The sequence below is a fragment of the Mucispirillum schaedleri ASF457 genome (assembly GCF_000487995.2).
In the GTDB taxonomy this organism is placed as follows: domain Bacteria; phylum Chrysiogenota; class Deferribacteres; order Deferribacterales; family Mucispirillaceae; genus Mucispirillum; species Mucispirillum schaedleri.
In genome coordinates this window covers 1698836-1722058 of record NZ_CP097562.1, presented here as the reverse complement: position 1 = coordinate 1722058, position 23223 = coordinate 1698836, and the positions used below count along the sequence as shown (strand labels likewise).

The window sequence follows — 23223 nt, the reverse complement described above, 5'->3', positions numbered from 1 at the left end:
TTATTCTACCTCTCTGATAAGTGTTATTTTCTTTTGTTTACTTCCTACACCAGAAATTAAAATAGCTTTATCAAATACAGCATCTACAATAAATTTATTATTTTGATACCTGTAATTTACAATAACTGGTTTTTTGCTCTCTGGCTCTAATGTCATAAGTATTGGTATATTGCTTGAATTAATAGTTCTTGGTAGTTCTACAATGGTTTTTAAACCATCATTATATACCCTTACTGGCTTAAATTTTGCATTGCCTTTTATAGTGTATCCAAAACTTAAATCTTTTAAATAAGAGCCAGTCGTTATGTCTTTCATAGATATTTCTTTTGTTTTTACTGTCATTTCTTCTCTATTGCTTCTAACTATAAGGCTTGATGGATAATGAAATTTAACCATAGGATAATACTGCCGTTCAGTGCTTTTAAGCTGCAAATGGTATGTTCTTTTATCTGTTACTACCACCAAAGATGTTAATAAATTTATATCTTTTGGCTTGACTATTATATGGTCTTGATAACCATAAATAGTGTTTGCTTTTATATGCTCCATACTCCATCTAGCAGTATCACCTAAATGAATTGATGTAATTGTTTCACCTTGCTCAAACTGTATATCTGTAACCTGCAATATAGCTGTTAATATATGTGGTTGTGATAAACCATAAATCATTTCAATTTCACCATTATTGCCTTTTGTTATAGGTGAAACTCTATTACCTTTTGTCCATTCATTTACTATCTGTAATGCTTTTTTTTCATTAGATGAAAGGTTAATACTTGCACTTATGCTTGACTCTGAACTTGATAATATTTCTCCTATTGTTTGAGAATAACTATCCTTTATAGAAATAAATATTATTAGCAATACTATTAGTATTATTTTATTTGCTTTCATCTTCATACACTTCCTTACTGTCATTTTTTATTATGGAATTATCAGATGTTTTTAATTCTGATATGTTGTAATCTCTTATATAAATTCCCAATGGGTTATCTATTAACTGATCTACTGATTCTACATCAATATGAGATAAAAATACTGTAACTAATGCCCTAAACTCTTTTACATTTAATAGTATCCCTTTTTTGTCATAAGTTTTTTCCAGCCAGTCTATTTGATATGTTTCATCAGTCTGGCGGTTCAAACTTTTTATTTCTATATTTCTTGATATGTTTTTACCTAACTTAAAAGGGTTGGTTTTATTATCTTGATAAAAAATATTAGCTTTTTCAAAAGCAGGATCGCCCCGTCTTAAACTTTCATAAGTTTTATATATGTAATTTCTCTGCAAAGCAGGGTCTACTGACACTAATCTTAATGTATCAATAAAATTTGCTACTTTTGCTCTTATTATTCTAGGATCTTTAATTGTTCCTACTTGTGTTCTGCCTACAACTATTGTTTCACCAAGTTTATTAACCTCTACAATATAAGGGATAAATTTTGACTGACTACCAATATAAATAACACCACTAACAGCAACAAATGCAATAAGCAAAGATATAAGTGCTAATAATTGCCATGCTCTATATTTCCAAAAAAACTCTGAAATTCTAGAGTTCCATACATTCTTTGCATTTAAATTAGGATTTTCTTTGTATTCGTAATCATCCTTTTTAGTTTTCATTTTTTTAAATATTTCCATCTGCTGCTCCTGAACTGAAATATGTTAAATATCTATTTAAATCTATTCCATTATCTGATAAGTAATGATATACCCACTTATCAGCATAGTTATTTATATAATTTCTAATCATATTTATTTCTGGCATAGTAGATATGGCGACAAACTTTAAAGCCAGTTCTCCTATTGCAAGTTCAAAAAGCCTGCTGCCCTCTTCTGTGTAATGAAAATACTGTCGTTTAGGAATTGCATTAGCTATTATTTTTATCTGCTGTTCATTAAGTCCAAATTTATGATAAATGATTTTAAATTCATCTTTAATAGCTGCTGCATTAGGCAGGAATATTTTACTTGCAGTAGATATAATTAGTTCACTTAATAAGGTTTCTGCTTCACTTGTTGATGTATCTGCTAAATTTTGAGTAGCAAGCACAACTGAACAGTTTCTTTTTCTGAATACTTTTAGCCATTCTATTATTCTTTTTGAAAATACAGGGTTTTTAAAAGCAATCCATGCTTCATCTATTAATAAAAAGGCTGGCTGTCCTTTAAGCCTTAAATCTATTTTACGGAATAAATAATCAAGAACTGGAAGCATTATTTTATCATCCAAATTCATTAACTTTTCTAACTCAAACACTGAAAAGCTGGAAAAATTTAGATTATCTTTTGTAGATGAAAAATAACCACCATAAGCACCTGTTATATCATACTGATTTAGTATTTCTTGCAAATTTACTGTTTGATTATGTAACTGTGCTATAAAATCAGTTATGCTTATATAAAACTCTTCACCATTGACTATATTTGCCTGTTTTACTTCATAAAGCCTGTTTATAGCTTCATGAATACTTGCTGTTATATTTGGTGTTATTACTAACTTATTAAGCTGTAATATGTTTTCTACAAATGATACAAGCCAAGACCGTTCTTCTTGAGTATCTATATAATTAAAAGGTGCAAAAGATACAGTGCTGTCATCACTTCCTATTTCAAAATGAACTCCACCTAATGCCTGATTTAATGCAAACATAGACATACCTTTATCAAATGAAAATACAGTAGCATCTTTATATCTAAATGCTTGAGCAGCTATCATACATAATAAAGTAGATTTCCCAGCCCCTGTTGGACCAACTATTAAAGTATGTCCTACATCTTTTACATGCAGATTTAAATGATATGGTGTATTGCCAGTTGTGATACATTCCATAAGACAGGGTGCTTCTTTTGGAAATTTATCACATGGTGTATTTTCATAACCAGTCCATACAGAATGTTTTGGAATTAAATCACCTAAATTTAAGCTATGAATAAAAAATCGTCTAACATTTTCTATATTATGTCCTGGAAGACTACCTAAAAATGCTTCTACTGTATTAACAGTTTCCACTCTTGCATTAAAACCTAATGAACTTATTATTTTCTTTATCTCTAATGACCATTTCTCTAATACTTCTTGGTTTTCTTCCATAAGTATAATGTTGGCTGTATAATAGCCAAATATTGCTCTTTCACTATTTTGCAGCGTGATGCCTTCTATTGCATCCTGAGTCATTTCTACTGCATCCCAATTTGTATTAGTATCTGTCTGCTGTTGATTTAAAATAACCTGCATCATACCCCGTTGTTTCTGCTGCCAACGCTTTTTGATTGTATCTAGTTTCTTTTCTGCTTCCAGCTTGTCTATACATATAAATCTTGTTGAAAATCTTGTAGTTACTGGTATATCTGAAAGCCTGTTTAATATAGTTGGATAACTTTCTGCTGGAAAACCATCAATGGCGACTGCTGCTATGTAATACTTCCCAATTTTTGGATAAATTCCAGTAATAAAATCCTCACCGCATATTATAGAATCAAGGCTGATATTTATATTATTTGGTGTATTGATTGTCTGCACTTTACCAGTAGCACAGTAATGCAGATATTCTAAAAACACATCTCTTTTGTGTTTAGAGCCATCTTCTGATATGTATGTAGTATTTCCTAATTTTTCTATCTTAAAAATTGTAGATAATATTGCAAAAAAAGCATTTAACTTATTTTTGAAATGGATTAAATTTTTATCATAATATGATAATGGTTCACCATTTTCATCCTGAGTATACATCATATCTACAATTTTGTTTGTTACAAGAGTTGGTGGTGTATATGTTACTGTTAGAAAGTTTTCTGTTCTAAACATTGTCCCACGAGTTGAAAACAGCTCTCTTCTTTCTTCATCAATGGCAAAACTAATTTCTTTGTTGTATGACGAAAATGCTCTGTCTGGATAGTTCCTGCTTTCAAGCCTGATTGCATCAAAATTAACTGCCCAGCCAGAACCTAATTCAAATATTGCCTTAGATATTCTTGCTGTCATTATATCATGGTCTTCTCTTGCTAGTTCAGACATATCCAAGCCTTTATAGTAAAATCCAGAAAGCAATGAGCCATTTTTTAATAATATAATACCATCTTCAATTACAGTATCATATTGTAGTAAATCACTAAATCCTTCTTCCCGCCTTTTAAATGTGTTTGTTTTAAAAAAGCTGTTTATATCTATCAGCCTTAAAAATATTAATAAAAGAACTATACCTGACATAACAGTAAAAAATATACTTGTTCCTAAAAGCAGCATATACATACAGCACCATTTATTTATAAATTTTATTGCTAACTACATAAGGGGTGCTTTTTGCTAAATAAATCCCCTTATATTTTGTATGTCTTAAATATACATTCTTCATTAATGGGTCAGCTTTGGCTATCATTCTAAATGCTTTTAATGACACCATAAAAAGAGTAAAAGCTATTATGAAAAGCACTAGGTCAAAGCTGTAAAACATAATCATTCCAGAGAATAGGGCAGTTAGTAATACTAACTCCCTATCACCACCCATAAAAAGAACTGGTCGCCAGCCAAATCTATAAATTTTATTATCCATATTTAACTCTTTGGCATTTTATCAATGTAGTCTTGTGTAATAATACAACCTGAACTTGATGGCTTGGCGATTAAATCAACAAATACTTTTCCACCAAACATTACACCTAATGCTATGCACAAACCTATTAGCCCTTTTATTAAAGCAGTTGCATCTGGATTAAATACATACATTATACCAGCAGCTGCAAATGCTATGACTGCAATGCTGATTGCAACAGGACCTGACAAAGAATTACTGATTTTTGTAAGCCCACTTTCAAAAGGCAGTGTGCCTCCAGCATAAGCTAATGAACTTGTTACAACTAACATTAAAATTACTAATAGAATTCTTGTTTTCATTTTCTTTCCTCCATCTGAAAACTTATTTTATATATTTAAAAATATATTCATTTTTATTCTTGTCATAACCTTCTAACTCTAATATCTCTTCTACTTTCCTATTTAAGCCTGTCTTTCTTATATTTATTATTAAATCAACTGCATTACTTATTACCGATTTTTTATCATCAGGTGCATTATTATGACGAGATACAAGCCCCTCTATTCTATCAAGTGCCTGCAATGAATTATTAGCATGGATTGTAGATATTCCCCCGGGGTGTCCTGTAGACCAGGCATCAAGCAAATCCAATGCTGTATGGTCTCTAACTTCCCCAATAATTATTCTATCAGGTCTCATTCTTAATGTAGTTTTTAATAAATCTGTGATAGATGTATGAACTGTTGTATGAAAAAGAACTGAATTAACAGCCTTACATTGTATCTCTCCAGTATCTTCTATAATGATTATTCTTTCTTCGTTTGCAATTTTTGACATATAATCTATACAGGCATTAGTTAATGTAGTTTTGCCAGAACTTGTGCCACCTACTATGACTATATTTTTATGTTCTCTTATGGCTTCTTTTATTATTTCTTTTTGGTGTTCAGTCATCATATTTTTTTCAACATAGTTTTCTAATGTAAATACTAGACTTGCTTTTTTCCTTAAAGCAAATGTAGGGCTTGCAACTACTGGTGGAAGTTGTGCTGCAAATCTTGAATTATCTAATGGAAACTCACCCTCAATAATAGGCATTTCTTTTGTAGCTGTTATTTTAAGCATTGAGGCTATTACATTGATTGCAGCTTGAACATTATATGGATTAATACTGCCTACTTTGGACATACCAACTCCAAGCTCATCTATCCATAATGAACCATCGCTGTTACACATTATCTCTATTACATTAGGGTCTTGTAATTTTTCCATAAAAATTGAACCTAATGTCTTTTTTATCATTTCAATATTTCGTTTGTTTTCTTCTTTAATCATATTTCTATCACCTGTATTTTATATACTGATGGCAACTGAACTATTTTTGATATTTTTTGAAAAAGATTTAAAAAAAAGATATTTTAATTGAAATTATATAATTTTAATGATATAAAAAGATGGGTAGTTGGAAAAAGCGGTTAGCTTATCACATTAATAATAAATATTATAATGGAGATGAGCTTATGTTACAAGAAAGCTGGACTACAATTATAATTTTAGTTACAGCCCTAGCTTATCTAATATATAAGCTTAAAAAATAACATAAAAAAACCGCTTGGTAGCAACAAGCGGATTTTAAAATAAAAAATCTTAATGGAGCTAACCGCTCCAACTATCTTCAGTATATACAATTTTAATTTTATTTCAAGTAAAATTTTCAATTGATTTTTCAAAAATCATCCTGAATTTATTAAAAATACAAAAAAGTTTAGCGGCTGAAATTTTTTATGCTTGCATTTGAATATATTTTTGTATATACATTATACATAAATATATTTCTAATTAATTCATATGAGGCATCTATGCTTAAAGACCCTGTTATTCAACTATCTAAATTCAAAGATATAGATATTAATGTTCCTTTTTTTAATGATTTAAAAAATAGCTATTCTGAATTTACTAGTTGGTTCAGCAAAAAAAGAGATGAAACAGTTTTCGTGACATACGATAATGACAATAATTTAATAGGTTTTATGTATTTAAAAATAGAGAATGGTCCAATAGTTGATATAAGTCCATCTTTAAATGACAAGAAAGTTTTAAAAGTTGGAACATTTAAAATAGAAGCACATGGAACGAAACTTTCTGATAGATATATCAAAAAAATTTTTGATATGGCTATTGCAAATAGTATTAAATATGTTTATGTTACAGTATTTGAAAAACATGAGAAACTTATAAAAAGATTATGTGAATATGGCTTTATCAAGTATGGTGAAAAAATAACCGATAATGGTAGAGAAGAAGTATTTTTAAAAAATTTTGTTACTCAAAATAACAATATTTATTTAGATTATCCAGTTGTTAATGTGCAGGACAATAATATATGGCTTTTGGGTATTTATCCTGAATATCATACAAAACTTTTTCCAGATTCTGCCTTAAGAACAGAAAATCATATACTTAACCAATTAATTAATGATGTAACTCCTGCTAATAGTATAAAGAAGATATATATTGCAAGAATGCAAGGAATGGAACAAATTTCTAGAAATGATGTAGTAGTAATATATAGAACAGCAGAAAAAGGAAAAAGTGCAGAATATTCGTCTGTTGCCACATCTATTTGTATTGTAGATAAAAATAAAAGTATAAATTCATTTAAAAATATTGATGAATTTTTGGATTACTCTAAATATAGTATTTTTTCTGAAAAAGAGCTAAAAATAGAATTTGCCAATAAAAATAACTATGTTATAAAAATGACATATAATGTCGCATTAGATAAAAGAATTACAAGACATGATTTAATTGAAAAAGCTAATATAGATAGAGAAGCATATGCAGGATTAATGCAGATGACAAAAGAGCAATTCAAAAGAATTTGTGAATTAGGTGGAGTAAGTGAAGGTCTTATTATCTATTAAACCAAAATTTGTTGAAAGTATTATTAAAGGTAATAAAAAATATGAATATCGTAAAGCAATATTCAAAAAGAATGTTGATACAGTTGTAATTTATAAAACAACTCCATTTTGTAAAATTATTGGCGAATTTGAAATTGATGGCATTTTATATGATACACCTGAAAATATTTGGCAAATAACACAGGAATTTGCTGGTATTACACAGGACTATTTTGATAAATATTTTTATAACAGAAAAATTGCTTATGCGATAAAAATTGGAAATATTAAACAATATGAACTTGAGCCTAAAGATATAATTAAACAGTTTAAGGCTCCACAATCATTTATGTATTGGGATGTAGAACATTAATATGAATATACATTTTTTTGGCGGTATACATGGAGTTGGAAAAACATTTCTATGTAAACGATTATCAAGTCAATTAAGTATAAAACATTTTTCAGCAGGAGAGTTAATTAATCAAGGTATTCAAAAAAATAAAGAAGTGAAAAGTATCAATTCTAATCAAAATGTTTTAATAGCTGAATTACAACATCTAAAAGATAAATATAACTCAATCATCTTAGATGGACATTATACACTTTTAAGTAAAGGCATCATTCAAAATGTTCCAAAAGATATATATTATGAAATGAATATAACAAAAATGTTCCTTGTGGTCTGTGAAATTCATCATATTCAAGATAGAATATTAGCTAGAGATAATAAACAGTATGATATTGATTTATTATATAAAATGCAGGAAGCAGAAATAAAAAGATATAAAGAATTATGTAAATATATGGGTTTTGAAGAACATATTATAGATACAACTAACAACAATATAAATTTGGATGAAATAAAATTAATATAACATGAAAAAAATACTTCACAGGTGTCTTATTAAAATCTACCGTTTTAGTTCACTTTTTCTCTTTACTCCTTATTCAGTTTAAAAAAGTGTCATTACAAAAATTTCTTTCCTACTTTTCAAAATTTATTATAATATTTATAGTATCATTAATTAAGTATAAATGAGCAGAAACACGCCCCTGCATCTTGTAAATGGGCATGTAACTGCTTAAAACCAAATTTATAAGCTCTTGTTCTGATGATTATCTGCACTTAATATATAGCTAAATATTATATTTTCAGTTTTTTTAATAGCTTTTCAATATTAGTTCAGTTTAAAGCAGTATTAAATCATAATACAAAAATAAAATAATGGAGTGTCAATATGATATTTACTGTTGCAAACCAAAAAGGTGGCGTTGGCAAGACTACTTTTTTAATTAATTTTGCTTATTATTTAAAGGATTTTAAAAATAAATCTGTATTAGTTATTGATACAGATACTCAAGCTAATTGTTCATACTCATTATGTAATGCTAATATTATTGGCGATACTTATTCACTTTTTACTGATGATGTAAATATTTTAGCGGCTAAAATTTCTGGAATAAAAAAAGATGAAATAAATCTTTTCAAATCTACTATTGATTTATCAAATGAAAATGAATTTGATAACTCTATTAACTATCTGCAAAATCTAAAATATTTATATACTTTATTTGATTATATTCTTATAGATACTGCACCTGTGCTGTCTAATAAACTTATATATTCACTTGAGTTATCAAATTATGTAATAACTCCTATTGAGCTTGAAATATATTCATTACAAGGCTTATCTCTAATGCTTAATACTATATTCAATATCAAAAAAAATAGAAATAATGATATGTCTTTTCTTGGTGTGCTGCCTTCTCGTGTAATTACTACAAATAAAAGGCAAAGTAAAAATTTAGAAAAACTATACTCTGAATATGGTCAGGATTTATTTTTGCCATTTATTAAATATAGAAATGATTTAGCAAATGCTAGTGCAAGCCAGACTTCTTTCTTTAAAAGTAATTCAAAACATAAAAAAGAATTAATTAATGTATTTGACACAATATATGCAAAAATGTAAGGGGTAATTATATGGATTTTTTAAAAGATATTAAAAAAACAAGTGATTTACTAATGAATGCTAATGAAGAAAAATTTCAGGAAATAGATTTAGATAAAATTGAAATTGACCCTACCCAGCCAAGAAAAATATTTGATAATATAGATGATTTAGCAGAATCAATCAGACTGCATGGAGTGCTTTCACCTATAACATTATTTAAAAATGATAATGTTTATAGAATTTGTTATGGAGAACGACGATTTAGAGCAGCTAAACAGGCAGGATTAAAATCAATACCTGCTGTCATAGTTAATACTAATTTTGAAGACATATTTGAAAAGCAACTGGTAGAAAATGTGCAAAGACAAGAGCTGAATTTTGATGAAATAGCAGAAACTATCAAATATTTGATTGATGTTCAAAAAAAGAAAAAGAAAGATATTGCTAAATCATTATCTAAAAGTAACTCATACATTACATTATACTATAATTATGCAAAAATTGATAATTATATTAAAGAACTGCTTACTCCAAAAACAAAAGATATTACTTTAATTGTAGAAATTAATAAATTTCTCAATAATGCAGAGCCAGATATATATGCAGCAGCACTTGATTATATTAAAAGTATTGATAATATTAGTAGAAATATTATTGAGAAATTAAATAACTTATCCAATGATGATAATAAATCTATTATTACAGATGAAGATTTAGCTAGACCAAATATTGGAGATTATTTAGATGAACTAGCAGAGACTAATATCAATGAAATAGTTCAAGAATTAGAAACTAATGAAAAAGATGATAATGATATTGCTGAAAATCATTTTAATGCATATGAAATAGGAATTACTGAAAATATAGATAACATAGATACATCAATAAAAAAGACTTCTAATAAGCAGAATATGAAAGAAAATAGACAAATGTGGTATAAAGATATTTATCTTGATTTATATACAAAAAATATTTGTAATTCTGATGATAAGATTTTAATTATGCTATCAGATGAATTATATAGATATCTTTTTGAAAATAATAAACTTTCAGATATGCTTAAATTTGTGTATAAGATACGAGTTCAAAATGAGAAATAATCATAATAATTATGCAGAATTAAGAGTAATAATTGATAAAAATAAAAAGGTATATTCTAAAATTAATGGTGATATAAGCAGCTTGATTTTTATGCATAATGCTGCACTGCACGAAATTTTAAAATTGCTTGAAAAAGAATTAAAAGATGGAGGAATTGACTTTTTCAAAGATGTTATGCTTTCTACATATTCAGAGCTAATATAGGCTGATGGAAGTGTTGAAAGAATAAAATTATTAAATCAAAGGTGAAGATAATGAGTAAAATATATAAAATTGATGATGCAGAGTTTGAAGAATTAATCAAAACTATTGCTTTAAATAATGAATCCATTATTGAAAATAATGACCCTGTTCTAATGTTTTATACTATTGCAAAATATGTCTTTAAAGAATATGCAGAAGAACTTGATAATAGGATAGATAATGCAGGACAGCAGCAAAGAGATGTGATTGATGAATTTAAAGCCTATTTAGATAATAAAAAAATTGAAGATGATAAAGAATTTCTTTCAAAAGTGCAATTCCTAACTAATGAAATTAAAATATCAACTGATGAAAAAGTGCAGGAAACTTTATACTTTATTGCTGATAAAATAAATAAATTAAGCAAAGCTAATGAAGAAAAAAATAATATGTTTATCACAAGCAATTTTTATGTAAAATTATTACTTGCTGGTAATATTATTCTTTCGCTGCTTATTATGTATTTGGTATTTTAGTCTATGTGGTAATTTCCTTGCTGTATTTAGCAAAAAACAGCAAGGAGACACACTATGACAAAATCAGAAATCTTAAAACAAATCAATGAATTAACATCTGTATTAATGTCTGATAATACAGATAATGAAAAAATCACATTAGAAAGGTATATTAATGATACTTATATTCCTTTTCAAAGAAATTCCAAGACAGAAAGAAATTTTAGGGATATCTTAGGCAAATTAAAAATAATTACAAGCTATACATTTGTAAAAAAAGCAATTTTTGATATAACAGAAAATGATATTGTTAATTTCTTTAACCTTTTAAAAAAGGATAGAAAGATTACACAGGCTACTCAAAATCGTTATCGTTCTTGTTTAAGCCATATATTTAATACTGCAATTAAAGATAAACTGATAAAAGAAAATCCAGTAAAATATATAAAAAAATATAAAGAAGAAAGCAGAAACAGGGCATTAAATGAATTTGAAGTGAATGCACTACTTGAAGCCTGTAAAAAAAGTAAGAATAAAGAGCTTTATTACATAGTGTTAGCAGCATTATATACTGGTATGAGATACAGCAATATAGTAAATATGAAAAAATCAAACATTCAAGGTAATATTTACCAGCTTGATGGCTGTGAAACAAAGTCAGGTAAGGGACAGCTTATATGTTTGCATCAAGACTTGCTTGATGAATTAAATAAATATATGCTTGAATATGATAATGGTGAATATGTATTTAAAACAAAAGAAGTAAAAAGGTCTTTTAAAAGTGCATTAAAGCAGGCAGATATTAAATATTTTAGATTTCATGATTTAAGAAGAACTTTTGCTACAACTCTTTTGCATAATGGCACCAATATTAAAGTCATACAGCACATGTTAGGACACAGCTCTATTGCAATGACAGAGCGATATTTAGCAAATGATAGCAAAAAAGAGCTTGACGCAAGCAATAAATTATGCTTTATAAATAGAAGTTCTAATAAAGCTTAATCATATAATACTTGTATTAAGTTTTTCTAATATAAAATAATCAGATGTAATCTGCCTCTGTAGCTCAGTTGGATAGAGCGACGGATTCCTAATCCGCAGGCCACAGGTTCAATTCCTGTCAGGGGCATTTCTTAATACCTTGATTATTCAAGGCTTTTTTTGCATCTAGTGCAGTAAACAATGTATTCTAATTATATAATTACACTTAAATTACACTTATTTTTATTACATATATCTACACAGTTTCTTACATTTTTCTCAAAAACAGAGCAAGCCCCATGCCCCCCCCAGTTGGAAGTTAGCAGTAAAAATCACTGCTAAATTTCCTCAATAGGTTCTTTCTGTACTAAAAATTGCCGTGCGGGAGTGAAGCCCGCAGGAAATGTATAATTTTTGCAAAAAAAAATGCAATGCAGCAGCATTTATTTTAAAATAGTTTGGTTAATCTATTATTATATGAAATTGTTTGGCTTATTATTGAATTTTAATATTAATGCATTGTGCAGCTTTGTTTTATATTTTGTTTGTGTTGGTATGGTGTTTTTATATTTGTTTGGTTAGATTAATAATTTATAAAATAATTATTTTTTTACGAGTTGTTGGGGAAGAAAAGGCAAGGAGCGGGAGCATCTTCTCAAACATGGGTGCGGGGGTTGAATATTGCAGCATCTTCAAAAAAATAGCCTGCATATAGAGGCTTTATACTGCAAATTATCTAGGTTTAATGTATGGTATATATTCTTCTACTGTATGTTCGAAAATTTCTATTGAAGCATTATCCCAGTCTGTTCACACATATTGAGCCTGCCAAATATTTATTTGAATAATCGTATTAGATACACATTTATTTTTAATCTTTATCTATTTTTATGTAATATTATTAATGATTTATCTTTTTAAATACATGTTACATATTTTTTTATACACTATATGTGAAATCGCATAAATTTACTACTATTTTTTACTATTCTTTTCGTGCTTGTAAACTCCAAAAACAATTGCAAGATTTTAAGCATTGTTTTATGTTCTCATAAAAAATATCATTAGCCGATTTATAGTTAAATAATGTTCTAGGATAATTATTCATCCAGTCCCCGAATTTTTTTAATATAAGCAGCTGAAAAATTTTTAATAATTGTTAATATACCCTGATGCCTTAATTCACCAGATATGGCATCGGGGGAATACTTCTCGTCTAACTTACTTTGTATATAACTTAATAACAAACTGTCTTTTTCATAGAACAACTTTCGCCCTGTTTTACTCATTAACTGTCCCCTTATGTTTAATGAATAATAGGCACTGTATTCTTTTCTTACACTACAGTCACTGTTGCGAAACTCTACCAGACCCCGTTTAATTTCTTGGTATATTGTGCTTTTGTCTCTTTCTAATAACTCCGATATCTCACTTACATTCATTTTTGATTTTAATAATATTTCTAGTTTGCAGCATTCTGATGAACTTAAGTGTTTATTTTTTTGTCGTTTTAGTGTAGTATACATTAGTGGTTGTTAACTCCTTTTTATTTTTTTGGCTGAAAAATATTATTTTATTTAAACAGTTTTAACAACCACTTTTTTTGACTCAATTGTTTTGAAATCGTTTTTGGATTTTACCCTGTCATTTGCTAAATATTGTTCTGCTGCTGCAATAAGATGTATCCCATCATATACTGTATAACTTTTATATTAGCATTGTTTTTTAGAAATATTGATAATAAAATAATTATGTGGTGTAATACTTATAAACTAGTCATTATATAAATTTTAGCAGCTAAAATTTGAATAGTTAGAAAACAAAAGTATTGCTGGGAAAAGTTTTATATAGTGTGATAAAAAAAGAAAGCTCTCATTGGCTGACATTTCAATGATTGTGCTAGCAATCATTGAAATCATAAGGCTTATTAGAGAGCTGCTTTAAAAAATGGAGATACATGGTATATAACCATGTGTCTCTACCCATAATTTAACCTTTCTTCGTGATTTTGTCAAGAGTAAAAGAAAATGAGTGAAAAACTGTAAAATCTAAAAACGATTGCAACATTTTAAGCAGTTGTTTAAGTTCTCATAAAATATATCATTAGCCGATTTATAATTAAATAATTTTCTAGGATAATTATTCATCCAGTCTTGTATTTTTTTAATATAAGCAGCTGAAAAGTTTTTAATATCAGTTTTCTTTTTAATAAATTTCCTTATAAGTTTATTATTATTCTCATTACTTCCCCTCTCCCAAGAGCAATAAGGGTGAGCATAATAAATAGTTGTTCGTTTAGATACTTTATCATACACTGATTTTTCTAAACCTGCCATATCTAAAAATTCTACACCATTATCTACTGTTATGCTCTTAAATATTAAGCTGAATTTATCTTTATACTTTCTTTCTAACTTATCTAATGCTGCTATTATACTTTTCTGTGTTTTATTTCTTAATTTGATTATTATTTCAAACCGTGATACTCGTTCTGTAAGCACCAGTAAGGCTGATTTACTGCCTTGTTTGCCCACCACTGTATCCATCTCCCAATTGCCATATAGTCGCTCTTTCAGTTCAAATGGTCGTTCGTCTATACTTCTGCCGCGTGTATTATTATAGGCTGTTCGTGGATTACTTTTACATTGTTTAGTATATTTTCTATATTCTATACTTTCTAATAGTCCTAATGATATATAGTTATATATTGTTTGGGTACTTATTGTTGATATACACTGATGCCTTAACTCTCCAGATATAACATCTGGGGAATACTTCTCATCTAACTTACTCTGTATATAGTCTAATAAGCCATATTCAATGTTATATTGTAATTTCCTACCTGTTTTACTCATTAAACCTTGCCTTATATTTAGAGAATAGTATGCACTATATTCTTTCCTTACACTCAAGTCACTGTTGAGAAATTCCACTGTCCCTCGCTTTATTTCTCGGTATATCGTGCTTTTAGACCTGCATAATATCTACACTATTTCCAACACACTAACTTTGGATTTCAACAGACCTTCTAATTTATAACACTCAAATGCATTTAAGTGTTTATTTTTACGATTTTTTGGTGTAGTATCCATTTGTGGTTGTTACCTCTCTTACTCTATTTTTTGGCTAAAAAATATTATTTTATTTAAAGAGTTTTAACAACCACTTTTTTATTTATTCACTTTTTCGCAATCGTTTTTAGAATTTACCAATGAGTGAAAAACAAAGGACAATCTTATTAATTTTTATTGTTATATTATCTGCTGCTAATCTAATATTAGATATTATAAAAGGATAATGCTTAAATTTAACTTATAAGTCTTATTATATTATTTAATAATATGTTGGTTAAAAATGCTACTCTGCTTAAAATATCTAACTTTATCTGAAATATTTAATACTGCTTCATATCAATTTTAATGTTAAATATTATTTACTGTAATTTTTAAAAAAAAATCTTCCAGTAAATAACATATACAGTATTAAAAATAATCCTGTATATCATATATCATAAAATTTTAGTGGATATTAAAAAAATGCAACGAGCAACGGATATGCTTATTTGATTTGTATAGAATTAAATAAATATTACTGATTAATGACCTTATATTAGCAACAGCCTATTAATTAATGACAGTAAAAATGCCCGAGGCCGGAATCGAACCGGCACAGGTGAAATACCCGAGGGATTTTAAGTCCCTTGCGTCTACCAATTCCGCCACTCGGGCAGACATTTACTCTCTTTAAGAGATTTATATAAAACACGATTTTCTATATTTTGTCAAGCAGTTTTTTATATTTTTTAAAAAATTTTAAAAGGTTTATATATCAATATGTTATAAAATAATCACTACTTATATTTTTCAAAAATACCTAAGTTTACATCATCAAGCACCCACATAGATGTATTATTATCTATCGGCAGGCACATATGGCCTATTAACTCACTATCTTCAAAATTAAAATAAAATATGCCGTTTTTATATGTCATATCTTCTATAACATTTGTTCTTACACTACCGTTTGAAAAAATCTGTTCGCTGTAATCTTTAAAAAGAAGCTTTTCTTTATCCAGTTCGTAATATACATTCTGTTTGTTATTAACATTTGCCCATTTACCCCAGCAGTCTAAGCCTTTTTCTGTTTTTACATTTATACCATGCTGCTCCTGAACTTTATCATCAGTTAATTTATCTGAAATATCTGATATAATTGCAATATCCTGTTCTTCACATGTATCATATAATGATAAATCAAACACTGGCTCATCCTGATATGCGTATGTATTAATAAAAGAAGAATAAGCTATACCGCTTGATAAATCATAAGATTCATTAATTTCAAATTCACCAAGGCGGACATTTATTGTTTTACCATCCTGCACTTTTATATGCACTATATATTTAATGTCATTAATAGTGCCAGAAAGCTCAAACTCTCCATTTTTATATGCTACTTTATTCACAATAAAAATAACCATAGGGTCAAAGGGCTGTGTTTTTACATGAAATGGAATAACATCTTTTTCCTGTGATGTATCCATAGAAGGAAATAGATGCTGATAACAATAGCCGTATAAAGGGTTATACTCCAGCTTATAATACTTCTTATTCCAAAACCCAAGCTGCTCTAAAGCCCTGCGTGGATTTTTTTCAGGTGCAGTCATTTGCTCATGCCTGCCTTTTACTTCATTATGACTTAATGCAGCTTTATTATCTGCATTATAATTAGATGTATCCTGCAAGTCTGGTTTACTGTTATCTTTGCTGCATGCAGCAGTCAATAATATAAAGATTAATAATATTGCTCGTTTTTTCATTACAGCCTCTCAATAATAAATATAATATATTTTTTACATTAACTCAATAAAAATACTATAATACTGCATTATTATATTATTATATTATTATTTTATAGTTTAAATTTGTAAGGATGATTTAAAATTACTGATAATCATAATATGACTTATACTGAAAATTTTACAATATATAAAATTTGAAAATATATTAACAAAAAAGCTCAGTAGTATTTTTATTATAATGCTCTATATGTTACAATACTTTTTCATCAAGTTAATAAAAAGATAATAAATTTTATGTTTATTATTTGATATAGACAAATTTAATAAAATATTATATTTGTTTTTATTTTGTTTTTTACTGATTGACTTTTATATAAAAATATGTATAAATTTCTATATTTTATTATTATATTATATACATATTAAAGGATATGTTCTCTTGCTTTTTCATAAAAACATATTCATATCTACTATTATTAGGGAGTTTATTTATGGTTCAAAGCAGTAAATATATAGGTCAAGGATATGTAATAGATTATCTTTTACAGTTTTACCTAAAAGATAAATTTAAATCTATTACTGCTCTCAGCAGTCAGGATAACATAAGTAAACTAAATTTTATTGTAGAAAATGAAAATGGTGCAAAACTAGGTATTCATGTTACAATAAATACAGATAACAGTAAGGCTGCTGCTTTTATTAAACATAAACCTGATATGCTTTTATTAGCTGATAAAGCACTCTATCTGCATATAAACCTTAGTCTGCATGAAAATGAAAAGCTGGAAGAAAATCAACTTATTACAAATATACTGGAAAATGTATATATTGTTGTTAAAAATTCCTTTAACGATATTGATGATACTATTGCTTATCAAGTTTCTCCCTATGGCATGCAGAAACAGGATTTAAATAAAATAATGACATTTATATCAGAATACAGACATAATCTTTTAGAGCAGAAAAATAAAAATGTAAATGAATTAGACAACGACCCATTAGAAGCATCTATTATCCGCATAAAAGGCAAACTTATTGTTGTAGAGCTTGAAAGCGGCTCTACTCATGTTGGTGTGGTAGATTATGATGCAGTTAATAAAGATGCTATTGTTGAAGAAATGCGTAATAGTGAAACTAATATGTATGGCAGGCTTGAAAATTATATAAGAGTGCTTGTAAAAATGGAGCCAAATAAAGAGCCTGGCAGACCTGATATGGCAAGAATAATTGCTTTAAGATAAGCAAATCTTAATGTTTTTTTATGAAAATATAAAATGCTGTGTATTAAAATTTTATGAAGTATTTTATATTTTTATTATTTTTCAATATAATCTATGCAGCTTTAATATGAAGCTGACCGTTATTATCTTCAATATTTACTAATACATTATATTTAGAAAAATATATTTTCCATCTTTTCAAAGGTGTAGAGCCGCCGCCATAATATTCTTCGTAGTGAATACGAGCTATATTTGATATTGCATTAAAATTGCCATCTTCTTCATAATATTTTCTTGCAAGCTCTTCAAAATATATTTTTTGAAATTCGCTGTTTTGAGAAACAGCTGTTGTATTATAATCTGGTTTTGTTTCAATACTGTCATTTACAGGGCTGACAGGCTGCACTGTTATATAAGGTATAAATAAATCCATAAAAGCCTCCATGCTTATATGCTTACTGCATCCATGCAGATATAATAAATATACTACTATATCTGTTATCGGCTTTTATTATATTTTACTTAATACTTTTTTATTTCATTTGGCAGGGATATTTTTCATCTCTTCCAGTTCCTGCACCATAAAGAGTGATAGCAGCTGGAGTATGACCTTTTGAGTTAAATGGGTCTGCAAATATTTTAAAAGAGACAGTTGTTTCGCCTTTACATTCATGCTTTCCAACCTTTCCTAAAAACTGTGCAAAGCCAGAGCAGGTATTGTCATTTGAAAAGCAGGAATACGAATAATAAAATCCATTTAATGCACCATTTGTGCTGTATGAAAATCCGTCTGGTATATCTTTATCAGCTTTTACTGTAAAATAAAATATTTCACCAGAATATGTAAAACGATGGCCTGATTTTTCTGCACTTAATGTTATATTATCAAGCTGATATTTAGAACAGTTATCTTTAAAACCATCTGAATGACCTGTCACTGTTAATATTACAGGTGCACTTTTATCTGCCTGTAACTTAATATATGTAGCATCAACTCCACTGCAGTGCGGCTTATACACAAAAGAAGTTTGACACTTGCCATTATACAGACTTGTATGGCATGATGATGTTGCAATAAAACTTTTTTTCTGCATACTTATACTTTCAAAAAAAGAAGCATTTTTCACTGAAACAGGCTGTAATACAGCTTCAACAAATACAGGTTTATTTGGAGAAAGCTCTATTAATGTATTATCTGGTGTATACCCCCCCCCGTCTACATTAATAACTATGCTTGTTGCAGGTTTTTCAACATAATCACCATCTAAGATTGGTGCAGCATATAACCCTGAGGCATTTGAAGATGAGCTGTCATCTAAACCAGTATCTCCGCCGCATGCTGTTACAAATATTAATAACAAATATACAAATTTTCTCATATTCTAACTAAATAAAAATAATAACTATTACTATTATTATGTATAAATTATGTAGATATTATTTTAAAAAGTTTTCAAATACTCTATTACAGTATACAAGATTATAATATAAATACAAGGAAATTTTATGAAAAAATATGCAGTAATATTTTTAGCTTTTCTTGCAGCAGTAGTGATTTTATTATATAAAAATGGGATGGCTGTGGCAGTGGATAAAAAAAATATACCTTCTAATATAGAAAGTTTAAAAACAGATATGAAAAATGGTTATAAAGAAATTTATTTAGCAGGCGGATGTTTCTGGGGTGTAGAAAAATATTTTGCATCTATTAATGGTATAATATCCACAGATGCAGGATATGCAAATGGGTATACAGAAAATCCATCTTATGAAGATGTAGTTTACAGAAACACAAACCATGCAGAAACAGTGCATATTGTATATGACCCAAAAATAGTAAGCCTGCCATTTATACTTGATATGTATTATAAAGTAATAGACCCTGTTTCTATTAACAAGCAGGGTAATGATAAAGGAACACAGTATAGAACAGGTATTTACTATATTGATGAAACAGATAAACCAATAGCAGAAAAATCACTGCAAAAACTTGCAGAACAGTATAAAGGCAAAAAACTTGCAGTAGAACTTATGCCACTTATTAACTACTATAAGGCAGAAGAGTATCATCAAAAATATTTGGATAAAAACCCTTCTGGCTACTGCCACATAGGAAAAGATAAATTTGAAGAAGCTGCAAAAGCTGTTGATACAAGCATAAATGCAGCAGAAAGTAATAAAAAAGAATATGCAGAACCAAATATGGCAGAATTAAAAAATACTTTAACAGATATGCAGTATAATGTAACACAGCATAATGCCACAGAGCCTCCATTTAGAAATGAATACTGGAATAATAAGAAGAAAGGCATTTATGTAGATATTACAACGGGAGAGCCGCTTTTTTCATCAAAAGATAAATATGATTCAGGAAGCGGCTGGCCAAGCTTTACAAAACCAATAAATGGCACAGATTTACAAGAAAACAGAGATACAAGCCATGGTATGATTAGGACAGAAGTTAGAAGTAAAGCTGGCAATGCTCATTTAGGTCATTTATTTAATGACGGACCAAAAGATAAAGGCGGTATGCGTTACTGCATAAACAGTGCTTCATTAAAATTTATTCCAAAAGAAGAAATGGAAGCACAAGGATATGGACATTTAATACATCTAGTAGATTAGTAATATATTTCTCATACCTCTTCTCAAAAACTCTTCCCTTATAAATTAAATAAGGGAAGGTGTTTTTTATGAATTTTAAAAAAAATTTTATATTACAGTCATTTTAAGCAAAGCGAAAAATCTAAATTTGAACTTACCCAAAAATTTTGAACTAAGCCACTAAATAAATTTCTTTTTCCTGTAAAGGTGTAAGTCCATTAGCTTTTATTCTGTAATTATTATAGAAATCAATATATTTTTCAAGTTCATATTTAAACTGTTCTATATTTTTGAATTTGTTAATATAAACCAATTCACATTTTAAAGTAGCAAAGAAACTTTCCATAACAGCATTATCATAGCAGTTGCCACGCCTTGACATACTCTGCTCTATATTATTTTCCTTTAATAACTTTCTAAATTGATTAGCCTGATATAATATACCCTGGTCTGAATGTATCATTAACCCTGTTGTATCTTTTGTTTTATCTATTGCCTGTTTTAAATTATCTATTACCATTTCTTCATTATTATATTTGCTTACACTGTATGCTGTTATTTCTCTGTTATACAAATCCATTATTGCTGATAAATACACCTTTTCATTATTAATTTTTATCTCTGCCACATCTGTTACCCATTTTAAACATGGTCTCTCACTTGTAAAGGCTCTGTTTAATTTATTGCTGCATATATGACTTACTCTGCCTTGTTTATACCTTTTCTTAACCCTGATTAGTGATGAAATTTTTAGTTCTTTCATCAATTTATACACTGTCTTCCTGTCATAAGTATAACCCAGTTTCTCTAATACCTTTGATATTCTTGGATAACCATAAGTCTTGTTAGATTTTTCATATATTTCTAATATAGATGTCTTGACTTCTGCATATTTATCTAATGCAGCAGGCTTTTTAACATTATAATAGTAAGTGCTTCTTTTCATATTACTCACAGACAACAGGATATCCAAACTGTAATACAGCCTTAATGCAGTTATTATTTGTGCTTTTTCTGTTGAACTCTCTGTTCCTTTGACTGCATTAAGGCTTCCAGCTTTTTTAAATATGCATTCTCCGCTGACTTGTAATAAAGCTCTTTTTCAAGCTCTGATATTCTCTCTTTTAATTGTCTTACTTCTTCACTATCATCTGATTTAGTGAGTTTAATATCAGTAGAGTTTGAGTGTTTACTCTTTTTACTGTTCGGGATATTCTTATCTGACATATTATCTCCAATAAACTTACTGCAAAACTTATTCCAGTCATATATTACTGATGCTGATGGTATATTAAAATATAGTGCTGTCTGCTCATAACTTAAATTATTTGATGCCTTATAAGTTAACACATTTAATTTAAAATCTCTACTATATTCATTGCGGGTAAAGCTATGATGTAAACTTGATTCGCCTGAATGCTTATATCTGTTATAGATATTACATATTACTCCTTTATGAATTTTACAGCATCTTGATAATTCACTGGCACTCATTATACCGCTTTCTAAGACTGTTACTATAAACTTCTTAAACTCATAGCTGTATTTTCTTGCCATATACACTCCTTATATGGCTCGTCCAACTTTTTTGGGTAAGTTCAATTATATATATTGTAATAGTGTATGATATATTTAAATTATCTATATTTTTAGATACTTCGCCTTTTAGGCTCAGGATGAGCCATCTTTTATGCTTCTACTGTTTGTGTTTTTTCTTATTTTTATTATTTAATGTCTTTTTATCTGCCATATTATATTTAGATTTAAGTGTTTATTATTTGCTTTTTTTAGTATAGTATATATCAGTGGCTGAAAGCTAATTTATTTTATTTTTTAGCTGAAAATATTCTTTTATTTAAAGAGTTTTAACAACCACTTTTTTATTTATTCAATTTTCTAAAATCATTTTTAGAATTTACCTGTATTTTTTAAATTTGAAATTATATATTAAGGCAGGATATAAATATGTATAAAAAATTATTTTTATGTTTTCTTTTAATTACACAGTTTCTTATTGTTTCAGGCTGTTCTAATAAAAACTCCCCAGAACATGCAGTAAATGAAATTATAGAATTTTATAATAATGGTGATATACCAGCTTTCTGGAATATGGTGCTGCCTGAAGAAAGATATACTGTTTCTAGTTATATGGCTGCAAATATTGATAATTATGATTTGTTTAATATAATGTCTTATGCTTTGAATAAGGATAATATTACACCTGATAATTTAAGCTCAGAAGAATATTTATATGGCAGTTTTAAGATTATATTAGGTGATAAAGATATGGAGTTTATAAGTATGGAAAAAATAGATGATACTACATATTATGCAGATGTAAAGCTAGGGGAAAAATATGCAGTTATCCCTTTAAAACTTGCAAATGGCAGGTGGTATATGAAAATAGCAGAATAA

The 23223-nt window shown here is 28.2% G+C and carries 24 protein-coding genes and 2 tRNA genes; 12 read left to right on the top strand and 14 right to left on the bottom strand.

Annotated elements, in window-relative coordinates; translation table 11 throughout:
- From trbG to trbB, 6 genes are read right to left on the bottom strand one after another with little or no spacing between them, the layout of a single operon-like run.
- Complete coding sequence (trbG, locus tag N508_RS08080) at positions 1–900, bottom strand: P-type conjugative transfer protein TrbG (protein WP_023275914.1); 900 nt, start codon at positions 898–900, stop codon at positions 1–3.
- Complete coding sequence (locus N508_RS08075; RefSeq protein ID WP_023275913.1) at positions 881–1645, bottom strand: VirB8/TrbF family protein; 765 nt, start codon at positions 1643–1645, stop codon at positions 881–883. The genes trbG and N508_RS08075 overlap by 20 nt, the downstream gene beginning before the upstream one ends.
- Complete coding sequence (locus N508_RS08070) at positions 1632–4256, bottom strand: TraG/VirB4 family ATPase (RefSeq protein ID WP_051350780.1); 2625 nt, start codon at positions 4254–4256, stop codon at positions 1632–1634. The genes N508_RS08075 and N508_RS08070 overlap by 14 nt, the downstream gene beginning before the upstream one ends.
- A gap of 10 nt (positions 4257–4266) precedes the next feature.
- The gene (trbD, locus tag N508_RS08065; RefSeq protein WP_023275911.1) at positions 4267–4557 is read right to left on the bottom strand and encodes a conjugal transfer protein TrbD; all 291 of its coding nucleotides are present in this window, start codon (positions 4555–4557) and stop codon (positions 4267–4269) included.
- 2 nt (positions 4558–4559) lie between these two features.
- On the bottom strand, positions 4560–4898 hold the full coding sequence (locus N508_RS08060; protein WP_023275910.1) for a TrbC/VirB2 family type IV secretion system protein: 339 nt from the start codon (positions 4896–4898) through the stop codon (positions 4560–4562).
- Between the two features lie 22 nt (positions 4899–4920).
- Complete coding sequence (gene trbB, locus N508_RS08055) at positions 4921–5874, bottom strand: P-type conjugative transfer ATPase TrbB (protein WP_023275909.1); 954 nt, start codon at positions 5872–5874, stop codon at positions 4921–4923.
- A gap of 524 nt (positions 5875–6398) precedes the next feature.
- Here trbB and N508_RS08050 point away from each other — a divergent pair.
- The 9 genes from N508_RS08050 (at position 6399) to N508_RS08010 (ending at position 12331) form a co-directional block, all read left to right on the top strand.
- The gene (locus tag N508_RS08050) at positions 6399–7463 is read left to right on the top strand and encodes a hypothetical protein (RefSeq protein WP_040636944.1); all 1065 of its coding nucleotides are present in this window, start codon (positions 6399–6401) and stop codon (positions 7461–7463) included.
- Entirely contained in the window at positions 7441–7815 is a 375-nt protein-coding gene (locus N508_RS08045) for an ASCH domain-containing protein (protein WP_023275907.1), read from the top strand. Before N508_RS08050 ends, N508_RS08045 begins: the two co-directional genes overlap by 23 nt.
- 1 nt (position 7816) lies before the next feature.
- Positions 7817–8320: an ATP-binding protein gene (locus N508_RS08040; protein ID WP_023275906.1), complete on the top strand. Its 504-nt coding sequence runs from the start codon at positions 7817–7819 to the stop codon at positions 8318–8320.
- Positions 8321–8683: 363 nt separating this feature from the next.
- The gene (locus N508_RS08035) at positions 8684–9418 is read left to right on the top strand and encodes a ParA family protein (RefSeq protein WP_023275905.1); all 735 of its coding nucleotides are present in this window, start codon (positions 8684–8686) and stop codon (positions 9416–9418) included.
- Between the two features lie 11 nt (positions 9419–9429).
- Positions 9430–10500, top strand: coding sequence for a ParB/RepB/Spo0J family partition protein (locus N508_RS08030; protein ID WP_023275904.1), 1071 nt, complete (start codon positions 9430–9432; stop codon positions 10498–10500).
- On the top strand, positions 10490–10705 hold the full coding sequence (locus N508_RS08025) for a hypothetical protein (protein ID WP_023275903.1): 216 nt from the start codon (positions 10490–10492) through the stop codon (positions 10703–10705). Before N508_RS08030 ends, N508_RS08025 begins: the two co-directional genes overlap by 11 nt.
- A 50-nt stretch (positions 10706–10755) precedes the next feature.
- Positions 10756–11220 carry a hypothetical protein gene (locus N508_RS08020; RefSeq protein WP_023275902.1) on the top strand — a complete coding sequence of 155 codons (465 nt, stop codon included), beginning with the start codon at positions 10756–10758 and terminating at the stop codon, positions 11218–11220.
- Between the two features lie 54 nt (positions 11221–11274).
- Entirely contained in the window at positions 11275–12204 is a 930-nt protein-coding gene (locus tag N508_RS08015) for a tyrosine-type recombinase/integrase (protein WP_023275901.1), read from the top strand.
- 53 nt (positions 12205–12257) lie between these two features.
- Positions 12258–12331, top strand: a tRNA-Arg gene (locus N508_RS08010).
- A gap of 952 nt (positions 12332–13283) precedes the next feature.
- Here N508_RS08010 and N508_RS08005 read toward each other — a convergent pair.
- The 4 genes from N508_RS08005 to N508_RS07990 all read right to left on the bottom strand — a co-directional run bounded on the left by N508_RS08005 (position 13284) and on the right by N508_RS07990 (position 17002).
- Positions 13284–13709: a helix-turn-helix domain-containing protein gene (locus tag N508_RS08005; RefSeq protein ID WP_023275900.1), complete on the bottom strand. Its 426-nt coding sequence runs from the start codon at positions 13707–13709 to the stop codon at positions 13284–13286.
- Between the two features lie 522 nt (positions 13710–14231).
- Entirely contained in the window at positions 14232–15116 is an 885-nt protein-coding gene (locus N508_RS08000; protein WP_179077821.1) for an IS30 family transposase, read from the bottom strand.
- Between the two features lie 710 nt (positions 15117–15826).
- Positions 15827–15911 (bottom strand) — tRNA-Leu (locus N508_RS07995).
- Between the two features lie 122 nt (positions 15912–16033).
- Complete coding sequence (locus N508_RS07990; protein WP_023275898.1) at positions 16034–17002, bottom strand: hypothetical protein; 969 nt, start codon at positions 17000–17002, stop codon at positions 16034–16036.
- 473 nt (positions 17003–17475) lie between these two features.
- Here N508_RS07990 and N508_RS07985 point away from each other — a divergent pair, with 473 nt between their 5' ends.
- A complete protein-coding gene (locus N508_RS07985) occupies positions 17476–18225 on the top strand; it encodes a hypothetical protein (RefSeq protein ID WP_023275897.1) in 750 nt (249 codons plus the stop codon).
- 91 nt (positions 18226–18316) lie between these two features.
- On the opposite strand, the gene N508_RS07980 is transcribed toward N508_RS07985, so the two are convergent.
- On the bottom strand, positions 18317–18637 hold the full coding sequence (locus N508_RS07980) for a hypothetical protein (RefSeq protein WP_023275896.1): 321 nt from the start codon (positions 18635–18637) through the stop codon (positions 18317–18319).
- A 100-nt stretch (positions 18638–18737) separates the two neighbouring features.
- Positions 18738–19583, bottom strand: a complete 846-nt coding sequence (locus N508_RS07975) for a hypothetical protein (protein ID WP_023275895.1) — start codon at positions 19581–19583, stop codon at positions 18738–18740.
- A 127-nt stretch (positions 19584–19710) separates the two neighbouring features.
- Here N508_RS07975 and msrB point away from each other — a divergent pair, with 127 nt between their 5' ends.
- Positions 19711–20829 (top strand): peptide-methionine (R)-S-oxide reductase MsrB, encoded by a 1119-nt coding sequence (gene msrB / locus N508_RS07970; RefSeq protein WP_023275894.1) that lies wholly within the window; start codon positions 19711–19713, stop codon positions 20827–20829.
- A gap of 151 nt (positions 20830–20980) precedes the next feature.
- On the opposite strand, the gene N508_RS07965 is transcribed toward msrB, so the two are convergent.
- Together N508_RS07965 and N508_RS07960 are read right to left on the bottom strand one after the other, a co-directional pair.
- Positions 20981–21877, bottom strand: coding sequence for an IS3 family transposase (locus N508_RS07965; protein ID WP_143815552.1), 897 nt, complete (start codon positions 21875–21877; stop codon positions 20981–20983).
- Positions 21808–22365, bottom strand: coding sequence for a hypothetical protein (locus tag N508_RS07960; protein WP_023275779.1), 558 nt, complete (start codon positions 22363–22365; stop codon positions 21808–21810). Before N508_RS07960 ends, N508_RS07965 begins: the two co-directional genes overlap by 70 nt.
- A 408-nt stretch (positions 22366–22773) precedes the next feature.
- Between N508_RS07960 and N508_RS07955 the strand changes: the two genes are divergently transcribed.
- On the top strand, positions 22774–23223 hold the full coding sequence (locus N508_RS07955) for a hypothetical protein (RefSeq protein WP_023275893.1): 450 nt from the start codon (positions 22774–22776) through the stop codon (positions 23221–23223).

Excerpts from the sequence above, each read along its gene's own strand:
- trbG (WP_023275914.1), bottom strand. The coding sequence starts at position 900 with ATGAAGATGAAAGCAAATAAAATAATACTAATAGTATTGCTAATAATA.
- N508_RS08075 (WP_023275913.1), bottom strand. The coding sequence starts at position 1,645 with ATGGAAATATTTAAAAAAATGAAAACTAAAAAGGATGATTACGAATAC.
- N508_RS08070 (WP_051350780.1), bottom strand. The coding sequence starts at position 4,256 with ATGTATATGCTGCTTTTAGGAACAAGTATATTTTTTACTGTTATGTCA.
- trbD (WP_023275911.1), bottom strand. The coding sequence starts at position 4,557 with ATGGATAATAAAATTTATAGATTTGGCTGGCGACCAGTTCTTTTTATG.
- N508_RS08060 (WP_023275910.1), bottom strand. The coding sequence starts at position 4,898 with ATGAAAACAAGAATTCTATTAGTAATTTTAATGTTAGTTGTAACAAGT.
- trbB (WP_023275909.1), bottom strand. The coding sequence starts at position 5,874 with ATGATTAAAGAAGAAAACAAACGAAATATTGAAATGATAAAAAAGACA.
- N508_RS08050 (WP_040636944.1), top strand. The coding sequence starts at position 6,399 with ATGCTTAAAGACCCTGTTATTCAACTATCTAAATTCAAAGATATAGAT.
- N508_RS08040 (WP_023275906.1), top strand. The coding sequence starts at position 7,817 with ATGAATATACATTTTTTTGGCGGTATACATGGAGTTGGAAAAACATTT.
- N508_RS08035 (WP_023275905.1), top strand. The coding sequence starts at position 8,684 with ATGATATTTACTGTTGCAAACCAAAAAGGTGGCGTTGGCAAGACTACT.
- N508_RS08030 (WP_023275904.1), top strand. The coding sequence starts at position 9,430 with ATGGATTTTTTAAAAGATATTAAAAAAACAAGTGATTTACTAATGAAT.
- N508_RS08025 (WP_023275903.1), top strand. The coding sequence starts at position 10,490 with ATGAGAAATAATCATAATAATTATGCAGAATTAAGAGTAATAATTGAT.
- N508_RS08020 (WP_023275902.1), top strand. The coding sequence starts at position 10,756 with ATGAGTAAAATATATAAAATTGATGATGCAGAGTTTGAAGAATTAATC.
- N508_RS08015 (WP_023275901.1), top strand. The coding sequence starts at position 11,275 with ATGACAAAATCAGAAATCTTAAAACAAATCAATGAATTAACATCTGTA.
- N508_RS08005 (WP_023275900.1), bottom strand. The coding sequence starts at position 13,709 with ATGTATACTACACTAAAACGACAAAAAAATAAACACTTAAGTTCATCA.
- N508_RS07990 (WP_023275898.1), bottom strand. The coding sequence starts at position 17,002 with ATGAAAAAACGAGCAATATTATTAATCTTTATATTATTGACTGCTGCA.
- N508_RS07985 (WP_023275897.1), top strand. The coding sequence starts at position 17,476 with ATGGTTCAAAGCAGTAAATATATAGGTCAAGGATATGTAATAGATTAT.
- N508_RS07980 (WP_023275896.1), bottom strand. The coding sequence starts at position 18,637 with ATGGATTTATTTATACCTTATATAACAGTGCAGCCTGTCAGCCCTGTA.
- N508_RS07975 (WP_023275895.1), bottom strand. The coding sequence starts at position 19,583 with ATGAGAAAATTTGTATATTTGTTATTAATATTTGTAACAGCATGCGGC.
- msrB (WP_023275894.1), top strand. The coding sequence starts at position 19,711 with ATGAAAAAATATGCAGTAATATTTTTAGCTTTTCTTGCAGCAGTAGTG.
- N508_RS07960 (WP_023275779.1), bottom strand. The coding sequence starts at position 22,365 with ATGGCAAGAAAATACAGCTATGAGTTTAAGAAGTTTATAGTAACAGTC.
- N508_RS07955 (WP_023275893.1), top strand. The coding sequence starts at position 22,774 with ATGTATAAAAAATTATTTTTATGTTTTCTTTTAATTACACAGTTTCTT.